Annotated in this window: 10 protein-coding genes; 7 read left to right on the top strand and 3 right to left on the bottom strand. The window is 68.8% G+C overall.

The features are described 5' to 3' along the window. The first annotated feature begins 56 nt into the window (after positions 1-56). From H7X47_RS00270 to H7X47_RS00245, 6 genes are all read left to right on the top strand, one after another. Positions 57-1490 carry a phenylacetate--CoA ligase family protein gene (locus H7X47_RS00270; protein WP_193366613.1) on the top strand — a complete coding sequence of 478 codons (1434 nt, stop codon included), beginning with the start codon at positions 57-59 and terminating at the stop codon, positions 1488-1490. Next, complete coding sequence (locus tag H7X47_RS00265) at positions 1487-2950, top strand: phenylacetate--CoA ligase family protein (protein WP_193366612.1); 1464 nt, start codon at positions 1487-1489, stop codon at positions 2948-2950. The genes H7X47_RS00270 and H7X47_RS00265 overlap by 4 nt, the downstream gene beginning before the upstream one ends. Before the next feature lie 65 nt (positions 2951-3015). After that, entirely contained in the window at positions 3016-3186 is a 171-nt protein-coding gene (locus H7X47_RS00260) for a zinc-finger domain-containing protein (RefSeq protein ID WP_193366611.1), read from the top strand. Positions 3187-3268: 82 nt separating this feature from the next. Continuing rightward, positions 3269-6046, top strand: a complete 2778-nt coding sequence (polA, locus tag H7X47_RS00255) for a DNA polymerase I (RefSeq protein WP_193366610.1) — start codon at positions 3269-3271, stop codon at positions 6044-6046. Positions 6047-6154: 108 nt separating this feature from the next. Further along, complete coding sequence (locus tag H7X47_RS00250; RefSeq protein ID WP_193366609.1) at positions 6155-7270, top strand: aminotransferase class V-fold PLP-dependent enzyme; 1116 nt, start codon at positions 6155-6157, stop codon at positions 7268-7270. A 22-nt stretch (positions 7271-7292) separates the two neighbouring features. Then, on the top strand, positions 7293-8072 hold the full coding sequence (locus H7X47_RS00245; protein ID WP_193366608.1) for an ion channel: 780 nt from the start codon (positions 7293-7295) through the stop codon (positions 8070-8072). An 11-nt stretch (positions 8073-8083) separates the two neighbouring features. Here H7X47_RS00245 and H7X47_RS00240 read toward each other — a convergent pair whose 3' ends face one another. Next, positions 8084-8662 carry a TetR/AcrR family transcriptional regulator gene (locus tag H7X47_RS00240; protein WP_193366607.1) on the bottom strand — a complete coding sequence of 193 codons (579 nt, stop codon included), beginning with the start codon at positions 8660-8662 and terminating at the stop codon, positions 8084-8086. Between the two features lie 136 nt (positions 8663-8798). Next, positions 8799-10409, bottom strand: a complete 1611-nt coding sequence (locus H7X47_RS00235) for a phosphoenolpyruvate carboxykinase (RefSeq protein WP_193366606.1) — start codon at positions 10407-10409, stop codon at positions 8799-8801. Positions 10410-10829: 420 nt separating this feature from the next. Here H7X47_RS00235 and H7X47_RS00230 point away from each other — a divergent pair, with 420 nt between their 5' ends. Then, positions 10830-11882: a patatin-like phospholipase family protein gene (locus H7X47_RS00230; RefSeq protein ID WP_193366605.1), complete on the top strand. Its 1053-nt coding sequence runs from the start codon at positions 10830-10832 to the stop codon at positions 11880-11882. Here the strand turns inward: H7X47_RS00230 and pspF are convergent. Further along, the gene (gene pspF / locus H7X47_RS00225; RefSeq protein ID WP_193366604.1) at positions 11879-12958 is read right to left on the bottom strand and encodes a phage shock protein operon transcriptional activator; all 1080 of its coding nucleotides are present in this window, start codon (positions 12956-12958) and stop codon (positions 11879-11881) included. The genes H7X47_RS00230 and pspF overlap by 4 nt on opposite strands. Between the last annotated feature and the right edge of the window lie 24 nt (positions 12959-12982).

The following is a 12982-nucleotide window of genomic DNA, read 5'->3' as shown; positions in this document are numbered from 1 at the left end:
AAGGTCCCCATACTAAGACCTTTCGCCGGCTTCGCCGCCAATGCTATCCGGAACGCATGAGCCGTCCGCCCGATACCCGGCCCCCTTACCACCGCCTGCCCAGCGCCCATGCCTCCGTGGCCTGGCCGGCGCTGCCGGCCCCGGGGCCGGCGCTCACCACGGCCCTGCTGCAGCAGCTGGAAGAGAGCCAATGGCTGGCGCCCGAGGAGCTGCAGGCCCGCCAGCTGCGCCAGGCCGGGGCGCTGCTCGACCACGCCTACCGCCACGTTCCCTTCTACCGCGACCGCCTGGCGCTGGCCGGCCACCTGCCGGGCAAGGTGCCGACGCCGGAGGTCTGGTCCAACATCCCGGTGCTGCGCCGGGCCGAGCTGCAGCAGGCGGGCGAGGCGCTCTACAGCCCGGTGCTGCCCGAAGGCCACGGCGAGACCTACGAGCTTTCCACCAGTGGCTCCACCGGGCGGCCGGTCAGGGCGCGCGGCAGCGCGATGGTGCAGCTGTTCTACGACGTGCTGTCACTGCGCGAGCACCTCTGGCACCGCCGCGACTTCGGCGGCACCTTGGCGGCCATCCGCTCCTTTCCCAACGACGTGGCCGCCTATCCGGACGGCGCCCGCAGCGACATCTGGGGCCGGGCCCTGAAGGGCCTCTTCGCCACCGGCCCCAGCGTCATGCTGTCCATCGTCGCCCGCGTCGAGGAACAGCTGGACTGGCTGCAGCGCCGGCAGCCCGACTACCTGCTGATCTATCCCTCGGCCTTGCGCGATCTGCTGCTGCTGTGCCGGGAAGAGGGCGTCACTTTCCCGAAGCTGCGCGAAGTGCGCACCCTTTCAGAGGCCTTGCCGACGGAGACGCGGGAGCTGTGCCGCGAGGTCTGGGGCCTGAAGATCGTCGACATGTACAGCACCCAGGAGGCCGGTTACCTCGCCCTGCAGTGCCCGGACCACGAGCATTATCACGTGCAGTCGGAGGCGGTGCTGCTGGAGGTGATCGACGAGGCCGGGAAGCCCTGCGCCCCCGGCGAGGTGGGCGAAGTCGTGGTGACGCCGCTCTCCAACTTCGCCATGCCGATGATCCGCTATGCCGTGGGCGACATGGCGGAGGTCGGCGAGGCCTGCCCCTGCGGGCGCGGCCTGCCGGTGCTCAAACGCATCCTCGGGCGCAACCGGGACATGCTGGTCTATCCCGACGGCCGCAAGGCCTGGGCCCTGATGGGCGAGTTCAACTACACGCAGTTTCCGGAGATCCGGCAGTTTCAGCTCATTCAGCACGCCATCGATGACCTGGAGATGAGGATTGTCGCCACGCGCCGCCTGACGGGCATCGAGGAAGCCAAGATCATCGAGTGGGTCCGCTACCGCTGCCAGCACGACTTCCCCATCAGGGTGACCTACCACGAGGAGATCCCGCGCGGCCCCGGCGGCAAGTTCCAGGATTTCCGCTGCGACATCCCGGACGCCGAGGCCCGGGCGCTGAGGGAGCCAAACGCGTGAGCGGCTCGGGGACGCGAGGCGCCGGCGGCAGGAAGCCCGTCTTTCACCCGCTGCCCTCGGGCGATCCGACCCTTGCCTGGCCGGCGCTGCCGCGGTCCGCGGCGGCGGTGACGCTGGCGCTGCTGCAGCAGTTCGGCGAGAGCCAGTGGTGGCCGGCCGAGGAGCTGCGCCGCCAGCAGCTGCGCCAGGCGGCGGCGCTGTTGCAGCACGCCTGGCGCCATGTGCCCTTCTACCGGGAGCGCCTGGCCGGGGCCGGCTTCCGGCCGGGCGCGGCGCTGACGCCCGAGATCTGGTCGCGGGTTCCGGTGCTGCGCCGGGCCGAGCTGCAGCAGGCGGGGGCGGCGCTGCACAGTCCGGTCGTGCCGCCGGGCCACGGCGAGATCCACGAGATCAGCTCCAGCGGCTCCACCGGCCAGGTGGTGACGGTGCGGGGCACGCGGATCACCCGGCTCTTCTGGCAGGCGCTCTCCCTGCGCGACCACCACTGGCACGAGCGCGATTTCTCCGCCCGGCTGGCCGCCATTCGCCCCAGCCCGCCGGGCACCGCCGACTACCCCCGGGGCGCGGCGGCGAAGAGCTGGGGGCGCTGGGCCAAGGGCCTGTTTTCCAGCGGGCCCAGCAACGTGCTGAACATCAACACCACCGCGGCGCAGCAGGCCGAGTGGCTGCAGCGGTTCCGGCCCGGCTACCTGCTGACCTATCCCTCGACCCTGCGCGAGCTGCTGCTGCACTGCCGGGATCAGGGGATCAGCTTCCCCGGCCTGCGCGAGGTGCGGACCCTCTCGGAGACCCTGCCGCCGGAAACGCGCGAGCTGTGCCGCGAGGTCTGGGGGCTGCCCATCGTCGACGGCTACAGCTCCCAGGAGAACGGCCTGCTGGCGCTGCAGTGCCCCGAGCACGAGCACTATCACGTCCAGGGCGAGGCGGTGATCCTGGAAGTGCTGGACGAGACCGGGCGGGCCTGCGGCCCCGGCGAGGCGGGCGAGGTGGTGGTCACCTCGCTGATGAACTTCGCCACGCCGATGATCCGCTACGCCCTGGGCGACATGGCCGAGGTCGGACCGCCCTGCCCCTGCGGGCGCGGCCTGCCGGTGCTGACCCGCGTGCTGGGGCGGCTGCGCAACACGCTCAGGTATCCCGACGGCCGGCGCGGCTGGCCGATGATGGGCGACATCTACCACACCGGGGTGGCCGGCATCCGCCAGTACCAGATCCTCCAGCACGGCCTGGACGACATCGAGATCAAGCTGGCCACGGCGGTGCCCCTGGGGCCCGAGGACGAGGCCAAGCTGCGGGAATGGCTGCATTTCCGCAGCGGCTACCCCTTCCAGGTGCGCTTCAGCTACATGGCCGAGATCCCGCGCGGGCCCAGCGGCAAGTTCGAGACCTTCGTCAGCCGGATTCCGCCGGAAGGCGGGCCCGGCCCGGGGGACGAAACGAAGGCCAAACAGGGGGATTGAACCCTGGCGCGGCGACGCTATCATCGCGGCCAGCCACATCCCTGCCGGAGAAGACACCTATGGCCATGGAGCCGCCTGAAATCATCGACGTGGACACCCCGACGGTTGCCTGCGACGGCGGCAAGGGCCCGCTCGGCCATCCGCGCGTCTTCCTCAACATGGAAGGCAAGGGCCAGATCGACTGCCCCTACTGTGGCCGCCGCTTCGTCCTGAAGCAGGACACGGCAGCGGAATAGGGCCGCCGAATCGTCAGCAGCTGTCAGCTTCCCGGTCCCTAGGCGCTCGACTTCGCCGGGGGGGTCCGGCATTCTCCGGGGCATGACGAAAGCCCCCTACAAGCACCTCTATCTGGTCGACGGCTCCGGCTACATCTTCCGGGCCTATTTCGCCATTCCGCCGCGCAACACCTCCGACGGCACGCCCACCAACGCCACCTTCGGTTTCACCAACATGCTGGTGAAGCTGCTGCGCGACAGCGATGCCGACGCCATCGCCGTCATCTTCGACAAGTCGGGCAAGACCTTCCGCAACGAGATCTACCCGGAGTACAAGGCGCACCGGCCGGAACCGCCGGAGGACCTGATCCCGCAGTTCGCGGCGATCCGCGAGGCGACCCGGGCTTTCAACCTGCCCTGCATCGAGCTGCAGAACTACGAGGCCGACGACCTCATCGCCACCTACGCCCGCCAGGCCAGGGAAGCGGGCATCGAGGTCACGGTCGTGTCGTCCGACAAGGACCTGATGCAGCTGGTCGACGGCGGCATCGCCATGCTCGACCCCATGAAGGACCGCAAGATCGGCTACGAGGAGGTGAAGGAGAAGTTCGGCGTGACGCCGGACAAGGTGGTCGACGTGCAGGCCCTGGCCGGAGATTCCACCGACAATGTGCCCGGCGTGCCGGGCATCGGCGTGAAGACCGCCGCGCAGCTGATCGAGGAATACGGTGACCTGGAATCCCTGCTGGCGCGCGCCGGGGAGATCAAGCAGCCCAAGCGCCGCGAGAAGCTGATCGAGAACGCCGAGCTGGCGCGCATCTCCAAGCAGCTCGTCACCCTGGACCAGAACGCGCCGGTGGAGGTCGACCTGAAGGACTTCGGCCTCAGGCAGCCGGAGCCCGAGGACCTGCGCGCCTTCCTGGAGCGCTACGAGTTCCGCTCCCTGCTGCGCCGGCTTTCCGACCAGATCGGCGGCGCCGAGGAGATCGCGACGCCCGCGGAAGCGGCGCCGGAGTCCGCCAAGGAGGCTTCCTACGAGCTGGTGCAGGACATGGCGGCCCTGGAGCGCTGGGTGGCGGCGGCGCAGGTTCGCGGCGTCATCGCGGTGGATACCGAGACCACCTCCCTCGACCCCCTGGCGGCGGAGCTGGTCGGCGTCTCGCTGTCCACCGCGCCGGGCCAGGCCTGCTACATCCCGCTGGGGCACAGGGCGGCGGATACCAACGACGGCGGCCTGGATTTCGACGGCGCCGCCGAGGCGCCCAAGCAGATCCCGCTGAAGAAGGCCATCGCCGCGCTGAAACCGCTGCTGGAGGACCCCGGCGTCCTCAAGGTCGGCCAGAACATCAAGTACGACATGCTGGTCTTCGCCCGCCAGGGAATCTCGGTGGCGCCCATCGACGACACCATGCTGCTGTCCTACGTGGTCGAAGGCGGCCTGCACGGCCACGGCATGGACGAGCTGGCGCAGCTGCACCTCGACTACCAGACCATCAAGTTCAAGGAGGTCGCCGGCAGCGGCAAGAACCAGGTGACCTTCGACAAGGTGCCGCTCGACAAGGCCTTGGACTACGCCGCCGAGGACGCGGACATCACCCTGCGCCTCTACGACGTGCTGAAGCCGCGCCTGGTCAGCGACCGCCTGACCACGGTCTACGAGACCATCGAGCGGCCGCTGGTGCAGGTGCTGGCGGAGATGGAGCTGACCGGCATCAAGGTCGACCGCGCCACCCTGCACCGCATGTCCAACGACTTCGCCAAGCGCATCGACGAACTGCAGAAGCAGATCTACAAGCTGGCCGGGCGCGAGTTCACCATCGGCTCGCCCAAGCAGCTGGGCGAGATCCTCTTCGACGAGATGTCCCTGCCCGGCGGCAAGAAGGGCAAGTCCGGCGCCTATGCCACCGGCGCCGACATCCTGGAGGGCCTGGCCAACCAGGGCCACGACCTGCCGGCCCGCGTGCTGGACTGGCGCCATGTCTCCAAGCTGAAGAGCACCTACACCGACGCCCTGCAGAATCAGATCAACGAGGAGACGGGGCGCGTCCACACCTCCTATTCCCAGGCCGTGGCCTCCACCGGGCGGCTGTCGTCCAACGACCCCAACCTGCAGAACATTCCCGTGCGCACCGAAGAAGGCCGCAAGATCCGCACCGCCTTCGTCGCCGAGAAGGACCACGTGCTGCTCTCGGTCGACTACAGCCAGATCGAGCTGCGCCTCACCGCGCACATCGCCGAGGTGGACGCCCTGAAGCAGGCTTTCCACGAAGGCCAGGACATCCACGCCATCACCGCCTCGCAGGTCTTCGGCGTGCCCATCGAGGGCATGGACCCCATGACCCGCCGCAAGGCCAAGGCCATCAACTTCGGCATCATCTACGGCATCTCCGCCTTCGGCCTGGCGCAGAATCTTGGCATCGCCCAGGGCGAGGCCAAGGCCTATATCGACGCCTACTTCGAGCGCTATCCCGGCATCCGCGACTACATGGACAAGATGAAGAAGGCGGCGCGCGAGCAGGGCTTCGTCACCACCCTCTTCGGGCGCAAGATCCACGTGCCGGGCATCAAGGACAAGAACCCGGCGCGGCGCAGCTTCTCCGAGCGCGCGGCCATCAACGCGCCGATCCAGGGCACGGCGGCGGACATCATCAAGCGCGCGATGATCCGCGTCGTGCCGGCGCTGGAAGACGCCAAGCTCGGCGCGCGCATGCTGCTCCAAGTGCACGACGAACTGCTGCTCGAAGTGCCGAAGGACGAGGTCGACGACACCTCGGCCCTGGTGCGCGAGGTGATGGAGAACGCCTGCGCGCCGGCCGTCGAGCTCTCGGTGCCGCTTACCGCCGACGCCGGCACCGGCGCCAACTGGGCCGAGGCGCACTAGGGGGAGGTCATGCAGCCGCAGCGGCCAGAGGTCGAACGTCGCTCCACCCTCGCCTGCCCGCCCAAGCAGCCGGGCGACGCCTGCTGCGGCGGAAGTTAAGGCGCGCCGATGAGCCGCATCCTGCCCGCGCCCCAGCGCGACTTCATCGGCCTGGAAGGCAAGGTGCACCTGGCGACCGGCGGCGAGCCGCCGCTGCTGGTGAAGCACCGCGAGGCCTTCGAGGCTTTCGCCCGCGACAAGTCGAGGGGCTACGACGGCTACTGGACCCACTGGAAGGTCGACGACGAGGTGCGCGCGCAGATCGCGCGGATGATGCGTCTTGAGGCGGGCGACATCGCCCTGCTGGGCAACGCTTCCGACGCCATCATGGGCGTGGTCTCCGGCTTCGACTGGCAGCCCGGCGACAAGGTGGTGGCGCCGGAACTGGACTACGCCTCGGGGCGCTACGCCTTCGCCAGCCTGAAGCGCCGGGGCGTCGAGGTGACGATGGTCCCGGCGTGCGGCTGGGTGCTGAACGAAGACGACCTGCTGGCCGCCTGCGACGCGCGCACGCGCCTGGTCTACGTCAGCCAGGTGAATGCGCTGACCGGCCAGCACCTCGACCTGGAGAAACTCTCTGCGGGCCTGGCGGACAAGGGCGCGGCGCTGATGGTCGATGCCAGCCACGCCTTCGGCGCGGTGCCGCTGCGCGGCGACCTCTCGGATTTCCTGGTGACCGCCTGCTACAAGTTCGCCCTCGGGCTTCACGAGGGCATCCTCGGCTGGAACCGGAGACGGCAACCGGACTTCGCGCCGGACGGCGCCGGCTGGTCTTCCGCCGATCCGGGGGCGAGCCCCGCCGACTACGTGATGAAGCCCGATGCAAGGCGCTTCGAATACGGCAACGCCGGGCACCTGGGCGCCTACCTGCTGCGCGAGTCCCTCGCCTACCTGGAAAGCTTCGGTATCGAGGCCATCGCCGCGCACAACCGCGCCCTGGCCGAACGTCTCATCGCCCGCCTCACCCGCCTGGGCCTGGAGGTCATGACCCCCGCGGGCGCGGCGAAGCACGCCGGCAACGTCTGCTTCGTCTGTTCCGACCCGGAGGCCGTGATGCGCCGCGCGGCGGAAGAGGATATCCTGGTGTGGAGCGACAACGGGCGCGTCAGGGTCTCGGTGCATCTCTTCACCACCCAGGAGGATGTGGAGAGATTCCTGGATCGTCTGCCCGCCTTTTTGCAGTGAGGTTTGGGGTGAAGGAGGCGGCATGGCCGAACTGAGGCTGAAGCAGACGGTGCGGATGCTCTACACCGGCAGCAGCGAAACCGCGACGCGCTTTCGCTACGGCCTCATGGCTTTCGACATCCTGACCATCGCCTTCTTCGTCGTCACCGCGCCGAACTTCCCCACCACCTTCATTCTCACCGCCGACTTCATCATCGGCCTCGTCATCCTGGCCGACTTCCTGGCGCGCCTCTGGATCGCCCCGAAGAAGCTGCAGATGCTGCGCCAGCTCTACACCCTGGCCGACATCCTGGTGATCCTGACGCTGCTGCTCGCGCCCTTCATCACCACGACCTTCGCCTTCCTGCGGGTGCTGCGCGCGCTGCGCCTGCTGCACTCCTACCACGTGCTGCGCGACCTCAGGCGCGAGACCGCCTTCTTCCGCCGCAACGAGGACGTGGTCGTCGCCTGCGTGAACCTCGGCGTCTTCATCTTCGTCACCACGGCGCTGGTCTTCACCCTGGAGCACCAGCAGAACCCGGACATCACCACCTACCTGGACGCGCTCTACTTCACCGTGGCGACGCTGACCACCACCGGCTTCGGCGACATCACCCTGAAGGACGAGTTAGGACGCCTGCTGGCGGTGGTCATCATGGTGGTGGGGGTGGCCCTCTTCCTGCGCCTGGCCCAGGCCGTGTTCCAGCCGCGCAAGGTCCGCTACACCTGCCCGGACTGCGGCCTGACGCGCCACGATCCCGACGCGGTGCACTGCAAGCACTGCGGGCGCACCATCAGAATCGAGACCGAGGGCGCCAGCTAGGCCCCAAGCGGCTAGCCGTCCACCGCCGGCTTGAGGATGCGCAGGAAGCCCTGGGCCGCCTTGTCGAAGCGGTCCAGGTCGTCCAGGCTGAGGGCCATCATCATCGCGCCTTCCAGCAAGGCGATGAGGTGGCCGGCCAGGGCCGTGGCCGGCCCGCGGAACTCGATCTCCCCGGCGGCTCGGCCCTCTTTCAGCACCTCGACCAGCCAGTCCTCGCAGAGCCGGAAGAAGGCGCTGACCTCGGCGTTGACCTCCGCGGGGAGGCTTCCGCGCTCGGCGGCCAGCACGCCGCAGAGGCAGAGGCGCCGCTCGGTCAGCGTGCGGCGGAACAGGGTGATGAAGCATTTCAGGCGCTTCGGCGCCGTCGCCTGGCGCCGCCGCACCTCAGCCAGCTCCTCGCCGAAGAGACCGCGGTAGCGCGCCACCAGGGCGACGCCCAGGTCGCTCTTGCCGGGAAAGTGGTAGTGGATGCTGGCCGACTTGATGCCGATGGCCTCGGCGATGTCGCGAAAGCTGAAGCCGTTGTAGCCGCGCGTCTGGATCAGCTCCTGCGCGACGTCCAGCACCCTCTCGGCGGTGAGTCCCGACACCCTGTTTTCCCCCGAATCATCTTGCCTGGCGGAGTATAGGCATTGCGCTCCCAAGCACAAAGTCAGGGACCTCAAAAAGGAAACGGCCCGTTCCCGTCGCCGGCGGGAACGGGCCGTCGCCGGCTCTTGTGCGTCGTCAGGCCGCGGGGCGGATGCCGGCGGCCACCACGCCGTCGTCGACGTAGTTCTCGAACTGCTTGAAGTTCGCCTCGAACCGTTGGGTCAGGTCACGCACCGTGGTGTCGTAGGCCTGCTTGTCGTTCCAGGTGTTGCGCGGGTTCAGCACCTCGGCCGGCACGTCCGGGCAGGTCTCCGGCATCAGCAGGCCGAACTGCGGATGCTTGGCCGCGGCGATCTGGTCGAGTATGCCGCTGAGCGCCGCGCGCACCATGGAACGGGTGTAGGCGATCTTCATGCGCTCGCCCGTGCCGTAGGCGCCGCCGGTCCAACCGGTGTTGACCAGCCAGCAGTTGGCGCCGGTGGCGGCCATCTTGTCGCCTAGCATCTTGGCGTAGACCGAGGGATGCCGCGGCATGAAGGGCGCGCCGAAGCAGGTCGAGAAGGTGGCCGAGGGCTCGGCGCCCATGCCTTTCTCGGTGCCGGCGACCCTCGCCGTGTAGCCGGAGAGGAAGTGGTACATGGCCTGCTCCGGCGTCAGCTTGGAGATCGGCGGCAGCACGCCGAAGGCGTCGGCGGTCAGCATGATGATGTTCTTCGGCTGGCCGCCCTGCCCGCTCTTCACCACGTTGGGGATGAAGTCCAGCGGATAGCTGGCGCGGGTATTCTCGGTGTAGCGGTTGTCGTCCAGGTCCAGCCGGCGCGTGACGGGGTCGATGACCACGTTCTCCAGCACCGTGCCGAAGCGCCCGGTGGTGGCGTGGATCTCCGGCTCGGCCTGGGGATCCAGGCGGATCACCTTGGCATAGCAGCCGCCCTCGAAGTTGAAGACGCCGTTGTCCGACCAGCCGTGCTCGTCGTCGCCGATCAGGTGGCGGCTGGCGTCGGCGGAGAGCGTCGTCTTGCCGGTGCCCGAAAGGCCGAAGAAGATCGCCGTGTCGCCCGCGGGCCCGATGTTGGCCGAGCAGTGCATGGGCAGCACGCCGCGTTCGGGCAGCAGGTAGTTGAGGATCGAGAAGATCGACTTCTTGATCTCGCCGGCATAGACGGTGCCGCCGACCAGCACCGTGCGCCGCGCAAAGCTGACCACGATGAAGCTCTCGCTGTTCGTGCCGTCGACCTCCGGGTCGGCGTGCAGGAAGGGCGCGTGCAGCACCGTGAACTGCGGCTGGAAGTCGCCCAGCTCGCTCTCGGGCGGCTGGATGAACATGTTGCGGGTGAAGAGCGAGTGCCAGGCGCTCTCGCTGACCACGCGCACCGGCAGGCGATAGTCCGGATCGGCGCCGGCGTAGACGTCCTGCACGAAGACGTCGCGGTCCTTCAGGTAGTCGATCAGCTTGCCGTGCAGCCGCTCGAAGCCGGCCTCGTCGATGGCGACGTTGACGTTGCCCCACCAGATGTCGCTCTCGGTCTCGGCCTCGCGGACGATGAACTTGTCGTTGGGCGAGCGGCCCGTGTGCTTGCCGGTCAGCACCACCAGGGCGCCGCCTTCGGCAAGCTGGCCTTCGCCGCGCCTCAGGGTCTCTTCATAGAGGGCGGCGGTATCGAGGTTCCAAAAGGCGGTACGAAGATCTTTGAGGCCGTGCTGACCCAGGCCGTTCCGACTGACGGCTTTGCCGACGTTATCCAATGCTCTTTCCTCCCGAGCTTTCTCTGTGGTCCTTCGTTTTCTCGACCGGCGCTACGGTCGCGCCCCGTTTCGGGGTCGTTGCGGGGGCCTTGTAACGGGCCTCCGTAGGTATGCCTCTTACCCTGCTGCCCAAGGAGGGTGGCTGGCAGAGAGATAGTCAATTCCGCCAGGCTTGGCCATGCAGATTATGTGTTTTTTCCGGCAGCGGAGTCTCCTCCTTGCGGCGCCTGCCCGGTGACTTTTCCCGGCCCTGCCCTTCGCCGCTTCGCTGGCCCGCCGAGATTGTCGGTATTCATAGTTTAAGTGCCTGTTCATCAATGCAATTTAGAAGTTATCCCCAAGACCGCGCTGTGCCGCGGCGGACTGGCCGAGAAGAGCCGTCCGGGTAGGGAAATGCCCCAGACCCCGTCTGGAGGCCATATGGTTGCCGAAAACGTCGCTGTGCGAAGTGCCGCGCGGATCCGTCCGCCGCTCAGGCCTGGGCGCCGCGCGGCGCGGGCGCTGACGCCCCGTCCCCTGACGCTCGCCCTGCAGGGCGGCGGCGCGCACGGCGCCTTCACCTGGGGTGTCCTGGACCGCCTGCTGGAGGAGCCCTGGATCGAGATCGAGGGCCTGAGCGGGGCCAGCGCCGGGGCGCTGAACGCGGCGGCCCTGGCGGCGGGCTGGCAGGCCGGCGGCCGCAGCGATCCCAGAGGCGGCGCGCGCCGGACCCTGGAGGAACTGTGGCGCCGGGTCAGCAAGCTGGCCGACTTCGGCCCGCCCCTGGCGGTCGCCCCGGCCTTCCAGATGATGACGCGCATGTTCTCGCCCTATCAGCTCAACCCGCTGAACGTGAACCCGCTGCGCGGCATGCTGGAGGACGTCATCGACTTCGAGGCGCTGCAGGACGACCGCGCGCTGCGCCTCTTCATCTCGGCCACGGAGCTGAAGCAGGGCCGTGCCGTGGTCTTCGAGAACGAGGACATGTGCGTGGAGGTGCTGCTCGCCTCCGCCTGCCTGCCCCACCTCTACAAGGCCGTGGCGATCGGCGACTCGCATTACTGGGACGGCGGCTTCATGGCCAACCCCACGATCTTCCCGCTGGTCTTCAACTGCGCGGCCCGCGACGTGATGATCGTGCAGATCGACTCGCTGACCGCCGACGAGGTGCCCTTAAGCGCGCGCCAGATCGACAACCGGCGCAACCAGATCATGTTCAACGCACCCCTGATGCGCGAGCTGGAGGCATTGGGCTACATGGGCCAGATGGCCGGGCGGCGGGGCTGCGGGCTCAGCGCCCAGGTGAAGGGTCTGAAGCTGCACCTGCTGGAAGGCGGCGCGGCCATGCGCGGGCTGGACGGCGCCAGCAAGCACCGCGCCGACTGGGGCTTCGTCAGCGAGCTGAAGGAGGTCGGCCGTGGCGCCGCCGAGGCCTGGCTGGCCCGGCACCGCGACGACCTGGGTGAACGCTCGACGCTGGAGCTGCCTTCCTAAAGGCTTTCGGTTTCTTTCCCCGCGCCCAGCAGGCCGTGCTTGCGCAGGCGGTTGCGCAGCTGGTCGTAGGTGAGGCCGAGCTGGCGCGCGGTGGCGCGCTGGTTGTAGCGCTGCGCCGCCAGGGCCTGGCTCAACAGGTCGTGCTCCACCCGCTTCATCGCCTCGCGCAGGTCGAAGGCCCGCAGGGGATCGGAGAGGATGCCACCCACCGGCGGCCCTTCCGGGCGCGGCGCCTTGGCCTTGGTCTTTTCCGCCGCCGCAGGGGCCGGCACCGCGCCGCCCGCCGCCGCCTCAGGCGACCAGGGGCTGGCGAAGGGGTCGAGGGTCACGGCGTTGATCTCTTCGTCCGGCGTGGCCCGCGCCACCGAGCGCTCCACCGTGTTGCGCAGCTCGCGCACGTTGCCGGGCCAGTCGTGGGCCAGCAGGCGCTCCATCACCGCCTCGGAAAAGCCGGGAAACCGCGGCCAGTCCAGCTCGTTGGCCATTTCGCGACCGAAATGAGTGGCCAGCAGGGGGATGTCCTCCGGGCGCGCGCGCAGGGGCGGCAGGGTGATGACCTCGAAGGCCAGGCGGTCCAGCAGGTCGGCGCGGAAGCGCCCGGCGGCCGCGGCGGCCGGCAGGTCCTCGTTGGTGGCGCCGATGACCCGCACGTCGACCTCCAGGGTGGCGTTGCCGCCGACCCGCTCGAAGGCGCCGTATTCGATGGCGCGCAGCAGCTTCTCCTGCACCGCGGGACTGGAGGAGGCGATCTCGTCCAGGAACAGGCTGCCGCTGTCGGCGATCTCGAAGCGCCCGGCCCGCCGCTTCGCCGCGCCGGTGAAGGCGCCGGCCTCGTGGCCGAAGAGCTCCGTTTCCAGCAGGCTCTCGGCCAGGGCCGCGCAGTTCAGCTTCACGAAGGGGCCGTCCCAGCGCCGCGACAGGAAGTGCAGGCGCGCGGCCACCAGCTCCTTGCCGGTGCCGCGCTCACCGATCACCAGCACCGGGCGGTCGAGCGGCGCCACGCGGGAAATCTGCTCGGCCAGCGTCATGAAGGCGGGGGATTCGCCGAGCAGGGGCGGAAGATCGGTCGCGGCCATGGCGCAAATATAGCCACAAAGTAG

This window comes from Pelagibius marinus, assembly GCF_014925385.1.
Taxonomy (GTDB): Bacteria; Pseudomonadota; Alphaproteobacteria; order Kiloniellales; family Kiloniellaceae; genus Pelagibius; species Pelagibius marinus.
Note: the sequence above shows the minus strand (reverse complement) of the source record. Positions and strands in the feature narration are given on the sequence as shown.